The organism is Paenochrobactrum gallinarii (assembly GCF_014205685.1).
In the GTDB taxonomy this organism is placed as follows: domain Bacteria; phylum Pseudomonadota; class Alphaproteobacteria; order Rhizobiales; family Rhizobiaceae; genus Paenochrobactrum; species Paenochrobactrum gallinarii.
Map to the genome: position 1 here is coordinate 175120 of NZ_JACIIU010000001.1, position 23879 is coordinate 198998.

The window sequence follows — 23879 nt, forward strand, 5'->3', positions numbered from 1 at the left end:
GCGGTAATGCTATTGGGATGGCGCTTTTATGGCAGTTGCGAACGCAATTGCTTTAACAGGGAGAATAAAAAATGATTTCGAGACGTAATTTCCTGGCAGGTGCCGCAGCGGTACCTTTCCTGTCTTACGCAAGCCTGTTGCCAGCTGTTGCTGCCGGCCGTCAGGACATTCTCGTTGTTGCTCAGACGCTCGACAACATGACGAGCCTTGATCCGCATGAAAGCTTTGAAGCTGTCGGCAGTGAAATCTGCAACAACATGTATCAGCGTCTTGTTCATCCAAGCCTGACCAATCCGGAAGAAATCGAAGGCGGCGTTGCTTCTTCATGGGAAGCTGACGAAGAAGGCAAAGTCTTCACCTTCAAAATGAACCCGGATGCAAAATTTGCCAGCGGCGCACCTGTAACTGCTGAAGACGCTGTCTTCTCCCTGCAGCGCGCTATCAAGATGAATAAGGGCGCAGCCTTCATCATCGGTCAGTTCGGCTTCACACCGGAAAACGTTGAACAGTGGATCACTGTCGTTGACGATTCCACCATCAAGCTTTCGCTCGAAACCCCGACCTCCCTCTCCTTCCTGCTCTATTGTTTGTCTGCAAGCATCGGCAGCATTGTCGAGAAGAAGGTTGTGATGGAAAACGCCAATGGCGACGACATGGGTAACGGCTGGTTGCAGAAGAACAGCGCCGGTTCCGGTGAGTGGACCCTCGTTTCCTGGAAGCCAAGCGAAAGCGTAGTGATGAACTACAACCCGCATGGTCTCTACAAAGGCAATGTAAAGCGCATCATGCTGCGTCACGTTGCTGATCCGTCTTCACAGCTTCTCATGTTGCAGAAGGGTGATGTTGATATTGCACGTAACCTGACCACCGAACAGTTGCGCGTCATCAACGACGACGAAAACTACAACATGGTTCGCCAGAGCGTCAGCGGCATCATGCTGATGTCCTTGAACCAGAGCAATGAAAAGCTGACCAATCCTAAGCTTTGGGAAGCAATCAAGTGGGCTGTAGATTACGACGGCATCCAGCAGAACATTGTTCCATTGCAGTACAAGGTTCACCAGACCATTGTTCCTGAAGGATTCCCGGGTGCAATCACTGACAAGCCGTTCAAGCGCGACCTTGAAAAGGCAAAAGCTTTGATGGCTGAAGCTGGTCTTCAAGATGGTTTCACCATCAAAATGGATCACTACTCTGCACAGCCAAGCCCGGATATTGCTCAGGCAATTCAGGCAAATCTCGCAGATATCGGCATTAAAGTTGAATTGCTGGCCGCTGAAAACCGTCAGGTTCTCACCAAAATGCGCGCTCGCGAACATGAAATTGCACTGACTTCTTGGGGTTCAGACTATTTTGATCCGAACACCAACGCGTCTGTGTTCTGCATCAATGAAGACAATTCTGACAATGCATTCACCAAGCCTTTTGCATGGCGCTCGCATTACCAGAACGAAGAGTTCATGAAAAAAGCTATTGCTGCCCGCGATGAAAAAGATCCGGCAACCCGCATCAAGCTTTATGGCGAACTTCAGCGTGAATTCATGGCTAACAGCCCGTTCATCGTCATGATGCAAAAATTTGAAACTGCTGCTTGCCGCAAAGATGTGACAGGCATGCGTCTGGGTGTGCTTTCAGACAGCCACTCCTATGCAGGGATCGCGAAGGCGTGATGAGGAAACTCCAAAAATTGACTGGTGTACTGGGCAGCGTGTTAATCACGCTGTTCGGTCTTATGGTTATCACTTTTATGATCGGCCGCGTTATGCCGGTCGACCCGGTTATTGCTGCGGTCGGCGATAATGCTCCGGAAGCCGTTATCCAGCGTGTACGCGCGGAAATGGGTCTGGATCAGCCAATGATCGTTCAGTTCTTTAATTATATCAGCCAGGTATTACACGGCGATCTGGGCAATTCTATTTTGACCAGAAATCCGGTCACCACTGACATCGTCCGTTATTTCCCGGCGACGTTGGAACTTGCAACATATGCACTGATCATTTCCGCAGCCATCGGTATTCCGCTTGGTGTGTGGGCTGCTGTGCGTCAGGGTTCATGGCTTGACCAGACCATCCGTGTTATCTGCCTTGCCGGTCACTCGGTGCCGGTCTTTGTTTTGGCGTTGATTTCCCTGCTGCTATTCTATGCAACCTTGGATGTTGCCCCTGGCCCTGGCCGTCAGGACATCATCTATGAAGGCATGATCACCCATGTCACAGGTATCATGACGATTGATACGCTGCTTGATGGTGATTGGGATGCTTTTGTTGATGCTGTGAAGCACTTACTGCAGCCAGTTCTGATCCTTGCTTATTTCAGCATGGCTTATATTACCCGTATGACCCGGGCATTCATGCTTGACGCGCTCAAAGGTGAATATGTCATCACCGCGCGTGCAAAAGGCCTGTCGCTCAAAGCCGTCATCTGGAAACATGCATTTCCGACTGTCGCAGTTCAGCTCGTGACCGTTCTTGCCCTCACCTATGCAGGCTTGCTTGAAGGTGCAGTGGTAACCGAAACAGTCTTTAGCTGGCCGGGCCTTGGACAATATCTGACCGTCTCTTTGATGAACGCAGATATGAATCCGGTCGTTGGCGCCACTTTGCTGATCGGCGTGATTTATGTTGGCCTCAATCTTCTGGCCGATATCCTCTATAAAGTACTGGATCCACGTGTCCGATGATAACATCTAGCTTTAGAAATTGGGCTTTGAACGAAACCCCGTCTTCCCGTGCACAAGCTGCATGGGGACGCCGTTATCGCCTGTGGCTCAACCTCAAAGGCAACCCGCTGGCCATGTTTGGTCTGGTTGTCATTCTGGCCTTTGTTTTGCTGTCGATCTTTGCGCCTTTGCTGGCACCATATGATCCAAGCGCGCAAAACCTGGCTAATCGCTTGTCAGCACCCACAGCTGAACATTGGTTTGGCACCGACGAACTGGGGCGCGATATTCTCTCGCGCATCCTTTACGGCGGCCGCGTTACTATGGGTATGGTGATTGCAGTCGTTATTCTGGTGGCACCAATCGGTCTGGCAGTTGGTTGTATTGCCGGTTATTACGGCGGTATCGTTGATACAGCTTTGATGCGCATTACCGACGTGTTCCTGGCTTTCCCGCGCCTTATCCTTGCATTGGCTTTTGTTGCTGCATTGCGTCCGGGTGTTGAAAGTGCGGTTCTCGCTATTGCGCTCACCGCTTGGCCGCCATATGCGCGCCTTGCACGTGCTGAAACAATGACCATCCGCAACAGCGACTTCATTGCCGCTTGTAAGCTGACCGGTGCATCGTCCAAGCGCATTATTGCACGCCATATCGCACCATTATGCGTACCGAGCCTGATCGTTCGTATTACGCTTGATATGAGCTCCATCATTCTGACCGCCGCAAGCCTTGGCTTCCTCGGCATGGGTGCGCAGCCACCTTCACCGGAATGGGGTGCGATGATTGCAACTGCCAAGCGTTTCATTTTCGAACAATGGTGGGTCGCGACCATCCCGGGTCTCGCAATCTTCTTTGTTTCGCTCGCATTCAACTTTCTGGGCGACGGTCTTCGTGACGTGCTCGATCCGAAGCAGAACTAGGACGGGACAATGCTGGTTGATATCCAAAATTTACGTATCACCTTCGAAACGCGCACCAGCCGTTTCGAAGCTGTCCGCGGCCTTAATCTGAAGCTTGGCAAAGAAAAGCTCGGCATTGTGGGGGAATCCGGTTCCGGTAAGTCCCTCACCGCCCGTGCTTTGATGAAGCTTCTGCCGCCAATTGCACAGGTTCAAGCTGACAAGCTTGAATTCTTCGGCACTGACATCATGAAGGCGACTGAAGCCGACATGCGTAAGATCCGCGGCAAGCGTGCAGGCTTCATTCTTCAGGATCCTAAATACTCACTGAATCCGGTTAAAACCATTGGTTCGCAGGTTGCCGAATCCTGGCGCACCCACAAAGGTGGTTCCGCCAAGCAAGCCAAAGAAGCAGCCGTTGATTTGCTCGATCAGGTGATGATCCGCAATCCGGGCGATGTGGCCAAGCTTTATCCGCATGAAGTTTCCGGTGGTATGGGGCAGCGCGTCATGATCGCCATGATGCTTGCACCCGATCCGGAAGTTCTGATCGCGGATGAACCGACCTCAGCGCTCGATGCGACTGTTCAGGCTGAAATCTTGCGCCTTATTGACGATCTCGTCTCCAAGCGCGGCATGGGTCTTATTCTGATCAGCCACGATCTGCCATTGGTTTCGCATTTCTGCGACCGCGTTATGGTGATGTATTCCGGTCAGGTTATGGAAGAGCTTAAAGCTTCCGAGCTGACCCGTGCGTCGCATCCATATACGCAAGGTCTGCTTAACTGCATTCCTTCGCTGACGCATCCAAAAGAACGTCTGCCTATCCTCACCCGCGATTCAGATTGGTTGAAATAATGATTTCTGTTGATCAGTTACGGATCAGTTTTGGCGAACGTGAAATCGTCAAGGGTGTATCCTTTGATGTCGCTAAAGGCGACAGTTTTGGTATTGTCGGCGAAAGTGGTTCCGGAAAATCAACGATTTTGCGCGCCATGGCCGGTTTGAACGAAAAGTGGTCAGGCCGCATTTCGTTCAATGGCAAAGATGCCCCATTGAAACGCCCGCCGGAGTTTTTCCGGCATGTGCAGATGGTGTTTCAGGATCCGTTCGGCTCCCTGCATCCGCGCCAGACCATTGACCGGATCCTGAGCGAACTTTTGCTGGTTCACGGCATCGATAATATCGAGAAGCGCATTTCACAGGCACTTGAAGATGTTGCTCTGCCACAGGCAGCGCGTTTCCGTTTCCCTCACCAGTTGTCTGGTGGTCAGCGTCAGCGTGTGGCAATTGCCCGCGCGCTGATTGCTGAACCGGAAGTCTTGTTGCTTGACGAGCCAACCTCGGCACTCGACGTGTCCGTACAGGCCGAAATTCTCAACCTGTTGTCGGATTTACGTGCAGCCAAGAACCTCACTTATGTGCTCGTCAGCCACAATCTGGCTGTGATCACCCATCTGTGCCCTCGTCTGGGCGTTATGCAGTTTGGTGAGATGGTTGAAGTTTTGAGCGCGGAAGATCTGCGTGCAGGCAATACCAAACATCCGCATACCACAGAACTGCGTCAGCTAAGTGTAAGTCTGGAAGAACCAGCCTGATCGGAGCTATCAATGTCTTTGGAACTAAACTGGGGCAAAGCCTCTGAACTGGCTAAAAGTTTTGCCGATGTCTGGTCTTTAGAAGAGCCAGGCGGTGCAATTGTCTGCTTTGATGCAAACGGTGTTCAGTTTGCACATGCGGGTGGTTTGGAGAGCCTGAGCACCCGCACAGCTTTCAGTGCGGATACAGTGGTTCGTTATGCTTCTGTGACCAAGCATGTTTTCTGTGCCATGGTTTTGCAACACAGCGATATCATCAAACTTGATGATCGCTTGGGGCAACATCTGCCGGAATTGCAGGCACCTTTAAGCGAAGTAACGGTTGGTCAGGCGCTCGATATGACCGCCGGCCTGCCTGACACCCGCGAATGCCTGACACTGCTTGGCCTTTCCGTTTATACGGAAACCGAAGCCAGGCGTCTGATGGAATTTCTTGCCACATTCACAAGATTAAACTTTGAACCTGGTACAGAAATCTCCTATTCCAATACCGGCTACCGTCTGGTTGAAACCATTCTGGAACGTCACGGCTTCCGCTTCAACGATTTCGTTGAGCAAAAAATTGCTGCTGCACTTGGCACGTTTCTGACCGCACCTGATGTCTGGAATGACACAGTCGCAGGTCTGGCACCTGGCTATTGGCACAATGGTTCCAAATGGCAGTTAAGTGCAGCCGGTCTTCACATTTCTGCTTCGGGCAGTCTTGCAGGCAGCGCTAAAGCATTGGCTCTCTGGGGTCAGGCATTGGTTTGCAACGATCACGGTTTTGATGGCACCTTGGCGCAATTAGGCGCAGACCGTCACATGAAAGACGGCCGCGTTACCGGCTATGGTTTAGGCGTTCGCTGGAACAATATCGACGGCAAAAACTTTGTCGGCCATGGTGGTTCACATCCGGGCTACAAAACCTATCTGCTGCTTGATCCTGAAACAAAGACCGGCATTGCTGTTGTTGCCAACCGCGAAGACGTCAACACCTACAAGCTTGCCCGCGATGTGATGGCAGAGCTTCATGGTTTGGCACTTCCGGAAGCGTCAAGCACGCTGCCACAAGGTCTTTATGCCACCGAAACAGGCCCTTACTGGGTTCAGGTCGGCGCGGCATCCATCAACTATCTCGACAGCGAAGACACGCTCTACGATGTCGGCAATGGCGTATATTCATCCACCTCACCGTCCTCCCCTGTTTCATTGAAAGCAGAAGGTGACAAGCTGGTTGGTGAAATCGGTTATGCTGCCCGTACTCTCTTAGCCGTTACGCCTAAAAAGGCCGGCACAGAACTGGACGGTCACTGGACTGCCGATCTTTATGGCGCGCAGTTTGATATTGTTGATGGTCAAGTGGTGATGGGCATCGGCCCGATCCGCAACACCATGCCATTGGAAGATTTAGGTAACGGCCGTTGGCTCTTTACCCTGCATGACGGGCCGTGGACAAAGCGTGTCTGCCTGCATCGCCTAGATGAAAATCGTGTTGAGCTGGTGTTAAGCCGCAGCCGTATGATGGAATACACACGTAAGTAAAATAATTTAAGATTATAAAAAAGGGCGGAAGAGTTTAACTCTTCCGCCCTTTTTATTTTACTTGAATTCTAAAATTTCACTCAGAGTTGCTCTTATTAAAACGAACTGATCCCCAGAATGAGATACCGATTAGTACTGCACCGCCAAGGCCGGTAACAACTTCCGGAATATGTACCAAAGTCTGTGCGAACATAATCACCGACAGGATCAGGATTGCATAGAATGCACCGTGTTCCAGATAACGATATTCGGCCAATGTGCCTTTCTCTACCAGCATAATGGTCATTGATCGCACATACATAGCACCGATACCCAAACCAATCGCAATCACGAACAGGTTTTGCGACAATGCAAAAGCACCAATCACACCATCAAACGAGAAGCTGGCATCCAGCACTTCCAGATAAAGGAATGCGCCTAAACCACCTTTGGCAGCCGCACTCATGGTTTTTTGCGAAGCATCAAGCAAGCCGCCCAACACTTCGACCACCAGAAATGAAACCAGACCATAGATAGCTGAGAAGAAGAAGCTTACGGCTTTGTCATCATCAAGCATGCTGGAGAAAATCAGCATCACTATCAGGACAATCGCAACTTCAATGCCTTTGATGCTGGCAAGATATTTGAACGGACGCTCCAGAAAGCCAATCCAGTGAATATCCTTATCTGCATCAAAGAAGAATTTCAGCGCCACCATCATCAAAAATGCACCGCCAAATGCTGCAATCGGCAAATGTGCTTCCTGCATGATGCGGGCATATTCTTCAGGCTTTGCTGCGGCCAGAACCACGGCTTCAACCGGATTGATTTTAGCTGCAATCACCACAATCAACAGCGGGAAAACTACACGCATTCCGAAAACTGCGATGATAATACCCCATGTCAAAAAGCGATGCTGCCAGACTGGGGTCATATCCTTCAGCTTGTTTGCATTGACGATAGCATTGTCAAAGGACAATGAAATTTCCAAAACAGCGAGCACCGCACAAATGAAGAATACGGACGCCATGCCGCCAAGCGTACCCGACGACTGCCAGCCAAGCCAGGCACCCAGTGCCAAACCGACCACAGTGACGATAATCGCCCATTTGAAATAGCCCCACGTCGTTGTTGATGTCGTAGTTGAAGAAGCAGTTGGCGTCATTTGCTCTGCTCCTGCATATTCAAATTAGTTTCAGGAAAATATGTTAAAAAACACGCGTCGGCACTGACACGCGTACAAGACACGGAAAAATGTAGCATTTTGCTTTATCCGCCGGCTGATATTGCTGGCGGTACCGACATCACGAGAGCGCCGCAAACTCTCGCCAGAGGGGCCCGGCACCTGACTGAAGTCCTTGATAAAAACTGCATGCGAAGCAGTTAAGGACACCTATATGTAAGCTTTCTATAGCACGCGTCAAGAGTTAGACGCTTCTTTCATCATCAATTGATAATGCATTTCCTGTGAAACCCGCGGCTCAAGCACATGGGCATTCAGACCGCCCGCCCCCGCATAGGGGTGCACATGCAGCGCTAAAATCCACATACAGATCACAGCTGTAAAGGTGTAAATCAGCATCGCCTGAACCCCTGCGCGCGGACGATCGGCATGAGTGGATGCCAACACAATTGTGGTGATCAATGTCAGACAAAGCACCAGATACCACTTATAATTATTGATAGAACTATTACCTAAAGCGAGCCGGTCATTGCGCGCATCCTGTAACTCATCAAAATCCTGCACTAATTGCGAAACAATAGGATAAGGCACTTTGCTCTCAGCTAACTTTAACAAAGCGACACGCATTTTCTGCAAAGCGCGTTCAACCTCAACCGCAGGGTTCACGTTCCTCTGTTTTGTCCATTCAACCTCAGAAACAGATACACGATAAGCTTTAATAGCATCATGCAACTCGGCAGAATTCAATGCATCTTTTGCTGCCATTCCCTCAAGCCGTGAAAGCGATGAACGCTCGGCCGATGCCGCATGTGAAGCATCAGAATTGACTGACCACACATCTGCAGCCGCAAAACCAAGCGCTAATGCCCAAGCCGTTGCGACAGTCCCTATAAAGGCTGCAACCGGCATAGAGGCAGGCTTTCGTTGCAGCTGATAGCTGAAATATCTGAGTGCCAACAAACCAATACTGACCGACAACAAACCGCAAGCAACAAATACCAGCAAAATAGTGAATGGCGCCCAGGTAAAAATTGATTGCATCTGCCGTTCCCCTTCTCCGCCCTCATGCAAAGTGAGATATTTATAGGCTATTTTCGCAGTTGAAAGCCATCCTTTTGTAAGGGCTTACAGCTTTATTAAAACTCAAAAATCGTGCGAAAAATTCCCGGTGCAATCACAGAAATCGGATTAACGGTTACTTTCGGCGCTTTAGCCGAACCAGACAATTTGTAAGTAATACCGATCAGCCCGCGATCACGGCCATTACCAAGCAAAGCGCCAAAAAGCGGAATATCCGCAAACATACGGTTAAGCCCATAGGCAGGCATGAATGTGCCGGTCATATTCATATTGCCTTCACGATCATAAAGAGTGCCTTGAAACGTCGTGCCGATCACAGGGCCACGGACAACGCCTTTCGACAGGCTGGCATATCCCTCGCCCTTCTCAATCAAGGCATAGCCACGTTCAATATCAACGCGTGACACATCAATGTCGCGCTTCACCGCCTGATTTAAACTGGCACCACCCGATGACGGAGGGCTTGAAACGATCGAAGACAACCGCCCTTCGCCCACAATCGCAAAGTTGCGCGCATCGATCTGTCCGTGCAGCGGATTTTTGCCCTGAGCAGCAAGCCCTGCACTAATATCACCGCCATAGATTTTGTCGTAAAAATCAAAGAAACGCAAAATAGCACCGGCATCAGATGATTTAAGCGAGACAGAACGCGCATCTTTTTGCGTATTACTGGTGGCAACAAATTCTTTGCCTGATCCGGTTGAGGCATTCACCGAAAAACTGGAAACCTCCTTGCCGGCACTTTCATAAGAGATGGCAAAATTCCTCAGTTTCTCATTATAAAACCCGCCCAACTGATCAACCTGACCATTAACTACAACGCGTGTTTTACTCAGTGAATCACTTTTTGAAACAGATGCCGTATCCGATTGAATTAACTGCTTAATCAAGGCTCGTGCATCAAAGCTTGAACCCTTCAGATCAACCCCGAAACCACCCTTTATCCGGCGTAATTTTAGCGACAGATCATCATTATTGGTCAATTGGATTTTTTTAAAATCGGCTGTAGCAAGTCCTGCCTTATCAATAGTAATATCACCGCGCAACTGAAAGCCATCACCGCTGACAATCAGATTTTTAATAACAATATCATCGGCTTTTTCATCCGGCTTGCTATAGATGAGTTCGGCCTTGGCAGCGATACCAGCACCTTTTTTCCAGCCCAGCCAAGGCAGATTGATCTCGGTGTTTTTTAAATCAACCACGATTGCCCGCTGCTTGTTTTTTTCAGAACCAAGCTTCACCAGCATCGGCCCTGTAAAAACCGTATTGATATCCGGGAAAAGTGCTGCACGCGCCTTATCGCTGACTGTCAACTCAACAAGCTGTTGTTTTAAAACGGTCTTATCTTCTACCGGCTCCACCATGCTGATCTTAGCCGGCATATTATTGAGCAAAGCATTGGCTGTAATATTGGCCGCTTTCGGATCAACCAAAATCTTGCCATCGGCTTTGCTGATTAGCTGGCCATCAAGCGGCTTGGCGATATCCAAATTTTTAAAATCAATATCGGCTTTCCATGTATAGGTACCATCAGGTGCATCTTTATTAACCGCAAATGATACATTGACCTTTGAAGTCACATCGCCCTTGATATCAGCAGGTGTAAAAGGCAAATGTCTGGAAATATTGATCGGCTTTTTGCCTAAAATCTCTGCCACCGCATCCGCTTGTCCCTGTAAGCGAATATCAAGATCGGCCATAACCGGACGCTGACGCCCCCACGGGATGAAAAGTGTTCCGTTACTCACGTCCAGACGACGATTTTCCGTTGTAAAGGCAGTAGCTTTCGCTAGATTAATCGTCGCATGAGAACCACGCACTTGTATATGGCCGTCAGCATCCCGTAGCGCCGGTAATTCTCCGATCACATCAAAACGTGTGTTTTTAATATCAAAATCAACCTGAACATGCTCACCTGTCAGTTCAGGTAACTGACCTTCGCCATTATAATGGCCCGGCGGAATAGCAATATCGATACGGCCATTGCTAAGCTGGCCACCAAACAGGTTTTTCAACACCCATTCACGCGCTCCGTCGGCCACATCAACCGGCCATAATTGCTTGGCCTGCGCTACAGGCATTTCCGGCACACGCAGCATAAAAATAATACCAGCAGACCCCATCCCGAAACTTAAACTACCCTGCCCGTAAAGCGTACCATCAAGCGTTTTGATATCCAGATTGCTAAATTCAAGGCGATTGTCTTCGATATCAAAGCGCCCGGCAACACGGCCTGCAAATGGCAAAGGTGCTTCAGTCGATTCCTGCGGTGCGCTTATCGCTTCGCTCGTGACTATTTCAAAACGATAGCCATCATCATCGGGCATTTTAGCATCATCATAAGCTTCCGGCCCAAAAGCACCATTAAAATGAAGCATCACACCGCCAAGCTGCAAGTTTGACGGTCGGACTTCAATTTTTTTTGTGCCTTGTTGTAACTCCAGATTAAACTCAGCCTGTCCAAAAATGTTAGGCACGCGCCCAACCTCAAGATCAACCTTGGAAATTTTAACCGATGCATTCAGCTTTTGCGAATGTTCCTCACTTGCGACCTGCCCGCTCAACGCCAGCGACGCATTTGCCGATAATGAAAAATGCGCCGGATTAACGCTATTTTCCGTACCAACCAGCTGTTTTACCTGTGGCGGCGAACCAATATGAACCGGAATACCATCCAGATTAAGCGTAAAAGAATGCAGCTCGCCATTTTGGCGGCTCACAGTACCATCCAAAATAAGTGACTTACCCTGCCATTCAAAAGCCCCCTTCAAAAGAACATTATCAATTTGCTCTTCAATAGAAGCCTGCTGGATAGCAAAGCGCTCTTCGCCTTTTGGTGTTGGAAATTTAATAACTGCATCTGACAAGCGAATGGCCTGTGTCTGGCGTTTTGAAAGTAATGCCAGTGCTTCTTTCACACCATCAAAAACAAGTGCCGATGAGGCATCAAAATCTATCCGCCCCTTGCTATCAAATGGCATCTTTTGCAGAAAATTATTATCTTGACTGCTCTCTGTCAGATTAATTTCGACACCGGACGCCTCAGCACTGCTAACTTCAATTTTTCCCAGTAACAAAGCCAAAGGTGAAAGCCCAAGCTTAACCGACTGAATTTGCTGAATATCAAGGCCACTATGCGGTTCAATCAGCGTCACGTCATTGGCTTCAATGGCCAGATTATTCGTCTGATCCAGCGAAATACGCGCTTTGCCGACAGAAATTTTACCACTTTCACTCAAAAACTGCGTAATGCCTTTTTGCGCTTCGGCACGTAAAAACTCACTATCAAACCCGCTACGCAAAATAAAAAAACCTGCAACCAGCAAAACGGCTGCCACAAGCGGGATCGACAATAAAAAATAAAGAAAAAACCTGACGCCAGAACGTTTTTTGGCTGTTCTTGACGACGGACAAGCGCACAAATCCTCACCTTCAGCCGACAGGCTGCGTTCTATTCTTTCCATTTCTTGCTTGGAAAACCGAACCTTGGTGATTTTCTGTCTCAATATCCTGATGCCACTATGCTTGAGCTAAGCGCCCAAACCAAAACCGAGTTCTCTAATCATGCGCCGCCTCACTATGGATGAGTGTCAGCGATTCGTAACTGATAAATCAGTATAATTAACAGAGTGCTGTAGAAAGCTTTCAAACCAGTGGTGTGATCCTTGCACTCCCGCCATCAATAATGGCATGCTTTTCAAAAAGCCGCTTATGAACAGCGAATCCGACACTTGAAAGGCATTAATATGGCACAGCCTGCAATTGGTGATATTGCTCCCGACTTTAATCTGCCCGAAGATTTAAACGGCACACTAACCTTGTCTTCGCTTCGCGGCCAAAAAGTTGTCCTGTTCTTCTACCCAAAAGATGACACAAGCGGCTGTACCAAAGAATCAATCGCTTTCAGTTCCCTGAAAGCAGAGTTTGAAAAAGCCGATACTGTGATCGTCGGTATTTCACCCGATACAGTGGCAAAGCACCAAAAGTTTCGCACCAAACATAATCTCACCACTCTTTTAGTGGCAGATGAAGAGAGGACTGCACTGGAAGCCTATGGCGTCTGGGTGCAAAAAAGCATGTATGGACGTAAATATATGGGTGTTGAACGCACCACTTTTCTCATCGACCGTGAGGGCAAGATTGCCCAAATCTGGAACAAGGTCAAAGTGGCTGGCCATGCGGAAGCTGTTCTTGCAGAGGCACAAACTCTGTAATTTATATAAAAGCAGCAGCAGAAGGTTCAAAGTTGCAAATTTTCATCAAAAAATGCGTCCTCAGCACATTGGCCTGCACACTTGCTGGCCAGATGAGTTTAAGCGCATATGCAGATGAAATAGATGCCCCCACTGCACAGCAACCCCTGCCGCCATTGGCACAATCAAAATTGCCGGTGCCGGTCGCCGTTCAACCAAACCTGCTGCAATCTTTAAGCACAAATGCAATTGATCCGATCATTACGGGTCCGGTGCCGGTTAAAAAATAATCTGCAAAAATTACGCATTAAAAAAGGCCGGAATTTCCGGCCTTTTTCTTGTTCTCTTTTATATTCAGGCAAGTGCGCCTTTTACGGCGGCAATGGCATTGGCGGCCTGTGAACCATCCGGTCCGCCAGCCTGCGCCATATCAGGACGGCCACCACCACCGGCACCACCAAGGGCAGCAGACGCAACACGAACCAGATCAACAGCGCTGAAGCGCGATACCAGATCTTCCGTTACACCAACCACCGCACTGGCCTTGTTGCTTTCATCAATACCAATGAAAAGCACAACGCCAGAGCCAAGTTGCTTCTTACCATCATCGGCCAATGGCTTCAGATCACGCGGTGCAACACCGGAAACAACCTTGCCCATGAAGTTCACGCCATTGACAACTTCATGTGCCGCAGCACCATCAGCGCTGTCGCCAACAAGCGCCAGCTTTTTGCGCGCTTCAGACAGCTCTTTTTCCAATTTGCGGCGTTCGTCCATCAGGCTGTTGACGCGTTCAAGCGCTTCTGACGGCGTTGTTTTCAGCGCCGATGCGATAGCTTTAACTCGATCATCCTGCTCTTCCAGATAAAGACGAGCGGCCTCACCGGTCAGTGCTTCCATACGGCGAACACCGGCGGCAACAGCGCCTTCAGACACAACTCGCACTAAACCAATATCACCGGTCTGGCGAACATGCGTACCACCGCAGAGTTCCAGCGAGTAAGTTTTACCGGCTTTATCGCCCTTCGTGGCAGTACCCATGGAAACCACGCGCACTTCATCACCATATTTTTCACCGAAAAGCGCCATGGCTCCGGCTTCGATGGCATCATCAACCGCCATCAGACGGGTGTTGACCGGCGCGTTTTGCAGAATGATTTCATTGGCAATATTTTCAATCTTGCGCAATTCATCTTCGCTGATCGGCTTCGGATGGGAGAAGTCAAAACGCAGACGCTCAGGGGCAACGAGTGAGCCCTTTTGCGCCACATGGGTGCCGAGTGTTTCACGCAGTGCTTCATGCAGCAAATGCGTGGCCGAGTGGTTAGAACGCATGCGCGAACGACGCTCATGATCAACCACCAGTTCAACAGCATCGCCGGTCTGGATTTTACCTTCACGGATTGCCGCCTGATGAACAAAAACGCCATCAGCCCGTTTCACCGTGTCGGTTACTTCAATCACAAAGCCATCGCCATAGATGAAGCCTGCATCCCCCTGCTGACCACCGGATTCCGCATAAAACGGTGTCTGATTGACGATGATAGAAACGCTTTCGCCAGCTGTCGCGGCTTCAATCACGCTACCATCACGCACCAATGCGGTCACAACACCTTCTGCCTTCTCGGTATCATAACCGAGAAACTCAGTGGTGCCGACTTTATCACGTACCTGGAACCAGACTTTCTCAGTCGCGGCATCACCTGAACCAGACCAGTTTGCACGGGCTTCGGCCTTCTGGCGTTCCATGGCAGCACTAAAACCGTCAGTATCCACATTGATGCCGCGCTGACGCAAAGCATCTTGTGTCAGATCCAGCGGGAAGCCATAAGTGTCATAAAGCTTGAACGCGGTTTCGCCATCAAGGCTCTGACCTTCGCTCATATTTTCTGTTGCATCACTCAACAAGCCAAGGCCGCGTTCCAGCGTTTTGCGGAAACGGGTCTCTTCCAGTTTGAGTGTTTCAGAAATCAATGCTTCTGCACGCACCAGTTCCGGATAAGCCTGTCCCATTTTGCGAATGAGCGTTGGCAACAAGCGATACATAAGCGGATCACGGGCACCAAGCAACTGCGCATGGCGCATCGCACGACGCATGATGCGGCGCAGCACATAACCACGGCCTTCATTGGACGGCAGCACACCATCAGCAATCAGGAAGCTGGCCGAGCGCAAATGATCGGCAATTACGCGATGGCTTGCGCGCTGGCCGCCTTCTGCCTTCACACCTGTTGCTTCTTCAGAAGCGCGGATCAGAGCTTTGAAAATATCAATGTCGTAATTGTCATGCACGCCTTGCAAGATTGCAGCAATGCGCTCCAAGCCCATACCGGTATCAATGGACGGACGCGGCAGATCAATGCGCTCTTCCTTGGTAACCTGCTCGAACTGCATGAAAACAAGGTTCCATATCTCGATGAAACGATCGCCGTCTTCATCAGCAGATCCTGGAGGGCCACCCCAGATATGATCGCCGTGATCATAGAAAATTTCGGAACACGGGCCGCAAGGACCTGTGTCACCCATCGCCCAGAAGTTATCATTGGTAGCGATGCGAATGATACGATCATCGCTCAGACCAGCAATCTTCTTCCAGAAATTCGCGGCATCATCATCCGTATGATAAACGGTCACCAACAGCTTGTCTTTGTTAAGGCCAAACTCTTTGGTGATCAGGTTCCACGCATGGCTGATCGCTTCTTCTTTGAAATAATCGCCGAATGAGAAATTGCCCAGCATTTCAAAGAAAGTGTGGTGACGCGCAGTATAACCGACATTATCCAGATCATTGTGCTTGCCGCCGGCACGCACACATTTTTGCGATGTCGTAGCGCGGCTATAAGGACGTGCTTCCAAACCGGTAAACACGTTTTTAAACTGCACCATACCCGCATTGGTAAACATCAAAGTTGGGTCATTACGCGGAACCAACGGACTGGACGGTACGACTTCGTGACCGTTTTTGCGGAAATAATCGAGAAATGTAGATCTTATCTCGTTGACGCCACTCATGCTCCACCTTCGGGTTTTTCACCCATCATTCAGACGCGATAACCGGCATTATGCTCATATTGCGTCAAATACATCCGAGACAATCAATCTCTGTCTCACGTTAGAAATTATATAAGCCATTTCAATCAAAGAAAAAATGCGGATGCATATAAAACATCAAATAATATTTCTGCGTCTCGCATTTTATCATGTGCGGTATTACTGACCACACAGATTCCATGTATCTCATCGACCAGAAAGGCTTGATGAGGGATAAAAATCACCCGTATCAAACCGTATAGCCGGACAAGAAATGGCTTAAAGGTTAAGTGCTTTTAGCGAGCTCTGCTATGTCTGTCCAGCTTAACCAGCATAGCATAAACGATGCTTTTCCAAGCCTCGTGGCATTTTCACACATTCATTTGCGCCCCACACATCAAGCACAAACATCAACGAATAACAAAAAGCCCCCGTTTACAATCGCAAACGAGGGCTTTTACAAATCATACGGCAGAAAATGCCAATATAATTACATTTCAGCAGCTTCCGGCGCTTCATCTTCCGGACCGGTTCCCTCAAGGAATTTCTCCGCAATCAGACCGGCATTCTGGCGCAATGCAAGCTCAATTTCATTTGCCACTTCCGGATTTTCACGCAAATAGGTTTTGGCGTTTTCACGACCCTGCCCCAAACGCTGTGAATTATAGGAGAACCAAGCACCTGCTTTTTCAACAATACCTGCTTTAACGCCCAGATCGACCAATTCACCAACCTTGGAAACACCGGCACCATACATGATGTCGAATTCAACCTGTTTGAAAGGCGGTGCAAGCTTATTTTTGACTACTTTGACGCGGGTCTGGTTGCCAACGACCTCATCACGATCCTTGATCGCCCCAATACGACGGATATCCAAACGAACGGATGCGTAGAATTTCAGCGCATTACCACCGGTTGTTGTTTCAGGTGAACCAAACATCACACCAATCTTCATACGAATCTGGTTGATGAAAATAACCATACAGTTGGAGCGTGAGATGGAAGCGGTCAGCTTACGCAGCGCCTGACTCATCAAACGAGCCTGAAGACCCGGCAATGAATCACCCATATCGCCTTCAATTTCCGCACGCGGTGTCAGCGCTGCAACGGAGTCGATAACCAATACATCGATTGCACCGGAGCGCACCAATGTATCGGTGATTTCAAGCGCCTGTTCACCAGTATCGGGCTGCGAGATCAAAAGACTTTCCAGATCAACACCAAGCTTGCGGGCATAAACCGGATCAAGCGCGTGTTCGGCATCCACGAATGCGCACATACCGCCTTTTTTCTGTGCTTCTGCAATTGTGTGCAGAGCCAGCGTTGTTTTACCGGAGCTTTCAGGCCCGTAAATCTCAACGATACGACCTTTTGGCAATCCACCGACGCCGAGCGCAATATCAAGCGACAGCGAACCAGTCGGAACTGTTTCAATTTCTACAACCTGATCGCTTTGACCAAGTCGCATGATCGAGCCTTTACCGAACTGTCGTTCGATCTGGGATAGCGCTGCATCCAGAGCTTTTGTCTTGTCCACTGATTTTTCCTCAACGAGTCGCAATGAATTCTGAGACATTTATAACATCCTCTTGTGCCGCTTGTAGCCCGCTTTTAAGAGAGTTCTTAATTCTTTGTATCTGTTTTGTTCTGAAATTGCAATATGAGCAACTCATTGATTTTACATTATTTTAAAAATTTTGTTCTATGGATGTTCACCAATGATCAAAAAATTGCTCTTGCAGCAATTAAAATGACACATTCGGTAAATGTGAATTTTTCTTTAAATATTGATTCGGCTAAGATTCAAAAAAGCGTGATACCCGGTCACTGGGCATCACGCTTTTAATCTTTAAACCGGCCTGATGGCGCTCAAGCCATCGCGTGAGTTACATCGCAGATTTCAATGGAGAAATTTCGATTTCCACGCGGCGGTTCTGAGCACGGCCATCAGGTGTTGCGTTAGAGGCAACCGGCTGCGAAGCACCATAACCGATGATTGCAAAGCGGCGCGGATCGATACCCTGACTACCGAGATAGGTGCCAACCGAAGCAGCGCGGCGCTGTGAAAGCTGCTGGTTATGGCTGGCGCTACCTGTCGAATCGGTGTGACCTTTAATATCAACCAAAGTCTGGTTGAACTTACGCAGCACAATCGCAACAGAGTTCAAGGTTGGATAGAACTGACCCTTAACCGCATCCTGATCGGTGTCAAAGGTAATGCTTGAAGGCATGTTCAAGATAATACGGTCACCATTACGGGTAACGGAAACACCGGTTCCCTGCAGCTGCGCACGCAGTTCTGATTCCTGACGATCCATATAGTTACCGATGGCACCGCCACCAAGCGCACCAATACCGGCACCGATCAGCACCGCATTACGCTGTGCAGTGCTGGAACCACCAACCATCAAACCACCCAATGCGCCAACAGCTGCACCGATAGCAGCGCCACCGGCGGTGTTGGAAACCTTTTCCTGGCCTGTATATGGGTCAGTGGTACAAGCGGAGAGGAAAGTTGCCGCAAGCGCAGCGATGGTCAGTTTCTTGAACATAAAAGATTATCCCTAAATGAGCGATTCTGAGCGTATAATAATACTGAATACGGCATGTACATGCACTTTATACGCATAAAGTCATTTTTCAAACCCCGGTTATTTATTAGCCTATTTTTTAAAATCTTTAGCGCAGACGCCCACAGCCTCTAAGCTGCACATCATAGCGCTTAGCCATATCTGCCGTACGTTTGGCACCATTTTTTGCAACCGAGCTATTGCGCCACACACCACGTGAATAACCACTATGGCCAGAATGATAAGCCAGATAAAGACTATAGGCATCATTGCGAGCAATGCCGTTGGTTCTGTAGCTTTGAAAGTGATACCAGCCGATAAAATGAATCGCATCATCAAAATTGCTGCGCGACGCACCGCTTCGGCCTGTTTCACGACGATAACGATCCCATGTGCCGTTCAAAGCTTGCGAGAAACCATAGGCCGTTGACTGGCGCTTCCACGGGATAAAACCGAGCAATTTGGTTCTTGGCGGACGTGCATAAGGGCGGAAACTTGATTCCGTATAAATGGTAGCCATCAAAACCGGAATCGGCACACCAAATTCGCGCGATGTTTTCTGTGCAGCACTATGCCAGTTATTGATCCAGCCATCCCGCTGATCAAAAATTGCACAAGCATTATTCACCTGTTTCGGCGCACTAGCACATCCGGCCAGAATCAGAAGCGCTACGAGACACAAAATGCGCATCATTCAACCTTTCTACCATGCCCGTTTCATCTAGCGATTGAGACTGGTATTTTGATAATCACCCTTTGATATGCAGTAAATTCAAAGGCTGACAATGACCGGAATGCGTTCAAAAAGTGGCATCTTTAAAGATCATGAATGAACCGTAAATATTAACAGGCACTTTCCAGCAGACTGAGGCGCGGCTCAAATTTCAAAACATGGTAAATAGTGAAGCGTCAAAACTGGTAAATGCACATAAAAAAAGCAGCCCGGAAGGACTGCTTTTTTATAATTACAGAGGTTTTTAAAATCAGCCTTCAATGCTTTTCAGCAAATCAGCAACGCCTGCCTTGATAAAGGAAAGGCTTGCTTCATCACTCAAACGACCGTCAGTAATTTTCTCATGCACGGCAGCCAGAACTGTCTGCGGACGCAGTACCTGACGCGCACCAATTGCCATCATCGCCTCATTCAATTGTGCCTGCGCGCGCACGCCGCCAGTGGCAGCCGGTGATGCAGTCATCGTGAAAACAGGCTTGCCAATCATGTGGGATTTGCCATGCGGGCGGGAAATCCAGTCCAGCGCATTTTTCAGCACACCGCTCATGCCATAAATATATTCCGGTGAAGAAATTATCATGCCATCAGCATCCGCAACGGCCTGACGCAGATCCTGAACAGCCTGTGGCGGCGTTGCTGTATCTTCGTCCTGATTATAAAGCGGAACATCATTGAGCGGGAAAATCTGCAATTCAACATTCTGCGGCAGGTTTTCAGCAATGGTTTCTAAAATGATAGTATTGAAGGCATTTTTACGAATACTGCCTGAAATGCCAAGCAAACGAATAGTCTTTGTCATCATGCACCTTTATAAAATTCATTGCAGAAAACGATCAAAATCAATTTTCTGCCAATTGCCCCTGTCATACACAGTGGCGCACATGGTGACAAATAATTTTAACCACTTTTAAATAAGCAAAATCATGACCTTACATGGGTTTCCTGAAAGGAACCGCATTCAATTCATGGCTTTTTAAGTGTACCGCGCTCTTGTCTTAAACGCTGCCAATAATCAAGACGCTTGCGCAATTCACGCTCAAAGCCCCGCTCCACCGGCTCATAGAAATTCTGGCGGCCTAGTTTTTCAGGGAAATAATCCTGCCCTGAGAAAGCATCCGGCTGATCGTGGTCATAAGCATAACCATCGCCATAGCCCTCACCCTTCATCAACTTGGTCGGTGCATTAAGAATATGCTTCGGCGGCAGAAGCGAGCCATGCGCTTTGGCCGTTGCCAAGGCCGCCTTATAGGCCATATAAACCGCGTTGGATTTAGGTGCAGTTGCCAGATAGACGCAAGCCTGCGCGAGTGCTAATTCACCTTCCGGCGAACCTAAATAATCATAGGCATCTTTGGCGGCATTGCAGATTGCCAATGCCTGAGGGTCAGCCAAACCGATATCTTCAACCGCCATGCGCACCAGACGGCGACCGATATAAAGCGGATCTTCACCTGCATCAAACATTCGGCAGAGATAATAAAGCGCAGCATCAGGATCAGAGCCACGCACAGATTTATGCAAAGCCGAAATAAGATTATAATGGCCATCCTGTCCTTTATCATAAACCGGAGCACGGCGCTGAACGATCTCCTGCAATGTCTCGGCATCAAAGATTTCATCAGGCTTGGCTGCACGCCAAACCTCTTCCGCCAAAGTTAAAGCAGCGCGACCATCGCCATCCGCCATACGGATAAGGCTTTGCCGTGCGTCATCATCCAAAGGGAGAGCGCGTTCTTCCTGCGCTTCAGCCCGTTTCAACAGCACCGAAATGCTGGTTTCATCATGCGGCTTGAAAGTTAAGACACGCGCCCGCGATAATAGAGCGGCGTTTAACTCAAAAGACGGATTCTCCGTGGTCGCTCCAATGAGAATAACCGTGCCATCTTCCATCACTGGCAAGAAACTATCCTGTTGCGCACGGTTGAAGCGATGTATTTCATCCACAAACAACAAAGTCTGACGGCCGGACATCCGTCTGGAGCGAGCCATTTCAAAAACACGCTTCAGATCAGCAACGCCGGAGAAAATTGCCGAAATCTGCTCAAATGCCAGATCGGTTTCGCCGGCAAGCAAACGGGCGACCGTTGTTTTTCCTGTGCCCGGAGGCCCCCAAAAGATCATCGACCCCAATGTGCCTGACGCAATCATGCGGCTCAGCACACCTTCTTCACCTGTCAGATGCTCTTGACCGGATACTTCGCTCAAGCTACGGGGACGCATCCGGTCAGCCAATGGCCGGTTGCGGTCGGCCAATGGATCAGGGGATGCAGAAAAAAGATCGCTCATTCTTATCTCACAATTGACCGGCCTATCTTCAAGATAACCGGTTATCGCACAAATTGCCGTATCAAAGCGCCGTCGCGTTCAAATTCAAGCCGCCACATCAATCCGCGACCGGCACTCAAGGCCGATTGCAGATCTTGTATATTACGGATCGGGGTGCCGTTGATACCACGAATAATATCGGATGGGCGCAAACCCAGACGCTGTGCAGGCGAACCACGATAAATATCCGAGACCCCTACTCCTGTTGTGGCTTCAGGCAGTCGCAGCTTTTTACTGGAAGCAGCATTGAGCTCAACCACAGAAGCACCGGCAAGCGGGTTATCCCCTTCAATCAACTGCGGCGCGACATCTTTCACGGCCGGTTCTTTTTCAAGTTTCACCGCAATCGACTGTGTTTTGCCATCACGGAGAATATCAAGATCAACCGTTTTGCCGATACCTGCAGTCGACAGGCGATAGCCTAACACATCAGGATTATCAGCGCGCACACCCTGCACACGCAAAATCACATCACCGATTTTCAATCCGGCCTTGGCACCCGGTCCGTCTTTAACAAGGGCTGCGATCAAAGCGCCATATGGCTGCTCCATACCCAGACTATCAGCAACGTCGCGTGTGATCGTTTGGAAGGTCGCACCGATAAACGGACGCACAAAGCTGGAATTACCCGCAGCCGCAGCATCAACAACGGCTTTCACCATATTGGAAGGAATCGCAAATCCGATACCGATAGACCCACCCGAACGGGAGAAAATCGCCGTATTAATACCGATAAGGCTGCCTTGCATATCAATCAAAGCGCCACCGGAATTACCCGGATTAATCGCAGCATCTGTCTGAATGAAAAAATCAAAATCAGAAATACCCACTTGCGTACGCGATTGTGCCGAAACGATACCGCTTGTCACTGTCTGACCAACACCGAACGGATTACCGATAGCCAGCACCAGATCACCAACCTCCACCGCATCAGAATTGCCTAATGCCAGAACCGGAAATTTTTCTTTGCCCTCGATCTTCAAAACTGCCAGATCGGATGTTTTATCGCGCAGCAAAATGCGGCTTTCATATTCACGCCCATCCGACATCGCCACTTTGATCTCATCGGCATCTTCAATCACGTGATTATTGGTAATCACAATACCGGATGCATCAACAATCACACCGGAACCGAGCGATTGCTCAATGCGTGGCTTGCGCTGGCCAAAACTATCGCCAAACTGACGGCCAAAAAACTGTTCGAAAAACGGATCACCGGCAAAAGGTGAACTGCGTTGTTGCACCTGACGTGCCGCATAAACATTCACAACAGCCGGCGCTGTTTGTTTCACGAGCGGTGAAAAAGATGCCTGTATTTGCGCGCGGCTTTCAGGAACGGCACGCGTTACTGCGTCTTGCGCCAAGGCAGAGCTGCCAACCGCAACGGCTGAGACTGCCATGAATGTACCCACGAGCATAGATCGCCAAGCTGTCATACGATACTCCATTCACTGTAAAGCCCAGATTATAATCTGTGATTCATGGCATAATGTAGTCGAAACTGAAGCTGTTTAAACCATTGCCGCGCATTAAAACACAAACAAGGACAAATCGCAGAAGAATTGCGTCAAAATCTAAATCAAAAAGCTTAAAAAGAAAAAGGAGCCCGAAGGCTCCTTGATCTTATCCAGTCGTGAGACTGAAAATTATGCTGCATCAGCTTCGTTAGCCTGTTCAGCTTCAACGCGGGCGAGATCTTTCGCGCCTTTTGCGTTTACATCGCGTTCAACAAACTCAACAACAGCCATAGGCGCATTATCACCATAGCGGAAGCCCGCTTTCATGATGCGGATATAGCCGCCGTTACGGGTTGCGTAACGGGTTGCGATTGTATCAAACAGCTTGCCAACCAGTTCAACGTTCTGGATTGCAGAAATTGCCTGACGACGTGCATGCAGATCGCCGCGCTTGCCGAGTGTTACCAGCTTTTCTACGATCGGACGAATTTCCTTAGCTTTAGGAAGGGTCGTTACGATCTGTTCATGCTCAATAAGCGATGCTGCCATGTTAGCGAACATTGCTTTGCGATGCGAGGCGGTGCGGTTCAGCTTACGCTGTGCATTACCGTGGCGCATGGCCTTCTCCTTTAATCTTTTTTAACCG

At 49.1% G+C, this 23879-nt stretch carries 19 protein-coding genes; 8 read left to right on the plus strand and 11 right to left on the minus strand.

What is annotated here, in order from left to right; translation table 11 throughout:
• Positions 1-71 precede the first annotated feature (71 nt).
• Genes FHS77_RS00785 through FHS77_RS00810 form a run of 6 tightly spaced genes read left to right on the plus strand, consistent with a single transcriptional unit; the run spans position 72 to position 6680 of the window.
• A complete protein-coding gene (locus FHS77_RS00785; RefSeq protein WP_184218586.1) occupies positions 72-1670 on the plus strand; it encodes an ABC transporter substrate-binding protein in 1599 nt (532 codons plus the stop codon).
• Positions 1670-2680 carry an ABC transporter permease gene (locus tag FHS77_RS00790; RefSeq protein WP_210307004.1) on the plus strand — a complete coding sequence of 337 codons (1011 nt, stop codon included), beginning with the start codon at positions 1670-1672 and terminating at the stop codon, positions 2678-2680. Before FHS77_RS00785 ends, FHS77_RS00790 begins: the two co-directional genes overlap by 1 nt.
• Complete coding sequence (nikC, locus tag FHS77_RS00795) at positions 2677-3579, plus strand: nickel transporter permease (RefSeq protein WP_184218591.1); 903 nt, start codon at positions 2677-2679, stop codon at positions 3577-3579. Before FHS77_RS00790 ends, nikC begins: the two co-directional genes overlap by 4 nt.
• A gap of 9 nt (positions 3580-3588) precedes the next feature.
• Positions 3589-4416, plus strand: a complete 828-nt coding sequence (locus FHS77_RS00800) for an ABC transporter ATP-binding protein (RefSeq protein ID WP_184218594.1) — start codon at positions 3589-3591, stop codon at positions 4414-4416.
• Positions 4416-5156, plus strand: coding sequence for an ABC transporter ATP-binding protein (locus tag FHS77_RS00805; RefSeq protein ID WP_184218597.1), 741 nt, complete (start codon positions 4416-4418; stop codon positions 5154-5156). Before FHS77_RS00800 ends, FHS77_RS00805 begins: the two co-directional genes overlap by 1 nt.
• Positions 5157-5168: 12 nt before the next feature.
• On the plus strand, positions 5169-6680 hold the full coding sequence (locus tag FHS77_RS00810) for a serine hydrolase domain-containing protein (RefSeq protein WP_184218600.1): 1512 nt from the start codon (positions 5169-5171) through the stop codon (positions 6678-6680).
• A 76-nt stretch (positions 6681-6756) separates the two neighbouring features.
• On the opposite strand, the gene FHS77_RS00815 is transcribed toward FHS77_RS00810, so the two are convergent.
• The 3 genes from FHS77_RS00815 to FHS77_RS00825 all read right to left on the minus strand — a co-directional run bounded on the left by FHS77_RS00815 (position 6757) and on the right by FHS77_RS00825 (position 12389).
• Positions 6757-7824, minus strand: a complete 1068-nt coding sequence (locus tag FHS77_RS00815; RefSeq protein ID WP_184218603.1) for a DUF475 domain-containing protein — start codon at positions 7822-7824, stop codon at positions 6757-6759.
• 255 nt (positions 7825-8079) lie between these two features.
• Positions 8080-8883, minus strand: a complete 804-nt coding sequence (locus tag FHS77_RS00820; protein ID WP_184218606.1) for a bestrophin-like domain — start codon at positions 8881-8883, stop codon at positions 8080-8082.
• A gap of 95 nt (positions 8884-8978) precedes the next feature.
• Entirely contained in the window at positions 8979-12389 is a 3411-nt protein-coding gene (locus FHS77_RS00825) for a YhdP family protein (protein ID WP_184219617.1), read from the minus strand.
• Between the two features lie 282 nt (positions 12390-12671).
• Here FHS77_RS00825 and FHS77_RS00830 point away from each other — a divergent pair, with 282 nt between their 5' ends.
• Together FHS77_RS00830 and FHS77_RS00835 are read left to right on the plus strand one after the other, a co-directional pair.
• The gene (locus FHS77_RS00830) at positions 12672-13139 is read left to right on the plus strand and encodes a peroxiredoxin (RefSeq protein ID WP_184218609.1); all 468 of its coding nucleotides are present in this window, start codon (positions 12672-12674) and stop codon (positions 13137-13139) included.
• 92 nt (positions 13140-13231) lie between these two features.
• Positions 13232-13408, plus strand: a complete 177-nt coding sequence (locus tag FHS77_RS00835; RefSeq protein ID WP_184218613.1) for a hypothetical protein — start codon at positions 13232-13234, stop codon at positions 13406-13408.
• A 64-nt stretch (positions 13409-13472) separates the two neighbouring features.
• On the opposite strand, the gene alaS is transcribed toward FHS77_RS00835, so the two are convergent.
• The 8 genes from alaS to rplQ form a co-directional block, all read right to left on the minus strand.
• On the minus strand, positions 13473-16130 hold the full coding sequence (alaS, locus tag FHS77_RS00840; RefSeq protein WP_184218616.1) for an alanine--tRNA ligase: 2658 nt from the start codon (positions 16128-16130) through the stop codon (positions 13473-13475).
• Between the two features lie 508 nt (positions 16131-16638).
• Positions 16639-17724, minus strand: a complete 1086-nt coding sequence (gene recA / locus FHS77_RS00845) for a recombinase RecA (protein WP_184218619.1) — start codon at positions 17722-17724, stop codon at positions 16639-16641.
• Between the two features lie 310 nt (positions 17725-18034).
• Complete coding sequence (locus FHS77_RS00850) at positions 18035-18700, minus strand: YiaD family glycine zipper/OmpA-like lipoprotein (protein WP_184218623.1); 666 nt, start codon at positions 18698-18700, stop codon at positions 18035-18037.
• A 127-nt stretch (positions 18701-18827) separates the two neighbouring features.
• Positions 18828-19412 (minus strand): transglycosylase SLT domain-containing protein, encoded by a 585-nt coding sequence (locus FHS77_RS00855; RefSeq protein WP_184218625.1) that lies wholly within the window; start codon positions 19410-19412, stop codon positions 18828-18830.
• Between the two features lie 289 nt (positions 19413-19701).
• Positions 19702-20250 (minus strand): NADPH-dependent FMN reductase, encoded by a 549-nt coding sequence (locus FHS77_RS00860; protein ID WP_184218628.1) that lies wholly within the window; start codon positions 20248-20250, stop codon positions 19702-19704.
• Between the two features lie 164 nt (positions 20251-20414).
• Positions 20415-21737 carry a replication-associated recombination protein A gene (locus FHS77_RS00865; protein WP_184218631.1) on the minus strand — a complete coding sequence of 441 codons (1323 nt, stop codon included), beginning with the start codon at positions 21735-21737 and terminating at the stop codon, positions 20415-20417.
• 41 nt (positions 21738-21778) lie between these two features.
• Positions 21779-23212, minus strand: coding sequence for a DegQ family serine endoprotease (locus tag FHS77_RS00870; RefSeq protein WP_184218634.1), 1434 nt, complete (start codon positions 23210-23212; stop codon positions 21779-21781).
• Between the two features lie 210 nt (positions 23213-23422).
• Positions 23423-23851, minus strand: coding sequence for a 50S ribosomal protein L17 (gene rplQ / locus FHS77_RS00875; RefSeq protein ID WP_184218637.1), 429 nt, complete (start codon positions 23849-23851; stop codon positions 23423-23425).
• Positions 23852-23879: the final 28 nt, after the last annotated feature.

Bases quoted from the DNA above. Each gene is read 5' to 3' on its own strand.
- FHS77_RS00785 (WP_184218586.1), top strand. From the start codon at position 72: ATGATTTCGAGACGTAATTTCCTGGCAGGTGCCGCAGCGGTACCTTTC.
- FHS77_RS00790 (WP_210307004.1), top strand. From the start codon at position 1,670: ATGAGGAAACTCCAAAAATTGACTGGTGTACTGGGCAGCGTGTTAATC.
- nikC (WP_184218591.1), top strand. From the start codon at position 2,677: ATGATAACATCTAGCTTTAGAAATTGGGCTTTGAACGAAACCCCGTCT.
- FHS77_RS00800 (WP_184218594.1), top strand. From the start codon at position 3,589: ATGCTGGTTGATATCCAAAATTTACGTATCACCTTCGAAACGCGCACC.
- FHS77_RS00805 (WP_184218597.1), top strand. From the start codon at position 4,416: ATGATTTCTGTTGATCAGTTACGGATCAGTTTTGGCGAACGTGAAATC.
- FHS77_RS00810 (WP_184218600.1), top strand. From the start codon at position 5,169: ATGTCTTTGGAACTAAACTGGGGCAAAGCCTCTGAACTGGCTAAAAGT.
- FHS77_RS00815 (WP_184218603.1), bottom strand. From the start codon at position 7,824: ATGACGCCAACTGCTTCTTCAACTACGACATCAACAACGACGTGGGGC.
- FHS77_RS00820 (WP_184218606.1), bottom strand. From the start codon at position 8,883: ATGCAATCAATTTTTACCTGGGCGCCATTCACTATTTTGCTGGTATTT.
- FHS77_RS00825 (WP_184219617.1), bottom strand. From the start codon at position 12,389: ATGGAAAGAATAGAACGCAGCCTGTCGGCTGAAGGTGAGGATTTGTGC.
- FHS77_RS00830 (WP_184218609.1), top strand. From the start codon at position 12,672: ATGGCACAGCCTGCAATTGGTGATATTGCTCCCGACTTTAATCTGCCC.
- FHS77_RS00835 (WP_184218613.1), top strand. From the start codon at position 13,232: ATGAGTTTAAGCGCATATGCAGATGAAATAGATGCCCCCACTGCACAG.
- alaS (WP_184218616.1), bottom strand. From the start codon at position 16,130: ATGAGTGGCGTCAACGAGATAAGATCTACATTTCTCGATTATTTCCGC.
- recA (WP_184218619.1), bottom strand. From the start codon at position 17,724: ATGTCTCAGAATTCATTGCGACTCGTTGAGGAAAAATCAGTGGACAAG.
- FHS77_RS00850 (WP_184218623.1), bottom strand. From the start codon at position 18,700: ATGTTCAAGAAACTGACCATCGCTGCGCTTGCGGCAACTTTCCTCTCC.
- FHS77_RS00855 (WP_184218625.1), bottom strand. From the start codon at position 19,412: ATGATGCGCATTTTGTGTCTCGTAGCGCTTCTGATTCTGGCCGGATGT.
- FHS77_RS00860 (WP_184218628.1), bottom strand. From the start codon at position 20,250: ATGACAAAGACTATTCGTTTGCTTGGCATTTCAGGCAGTATTCGTAAA.
- FHS77_RS00865 (WP_184218631.1), bottom strand. From the start codon at position 21,737: ATGAGCGATCTTTTTTCTGCATCCCCTGATCCATTGGCCGACCGCAAC.
- FHS77_RS00870 (WP_184218634.1), bottom strand. From the start codon at position 23,212: ATGACAGCTTGGCGATCTATGCTCGTGGGTACATTCATGGCAGTCTCA.
- rplQ (WP_184218637.1), bottom strand. From the start codon at position 23,851: ATGCGCCACGGTAATGCACAGCGTAAGCTGAACCGCACCGCCTCGCAT.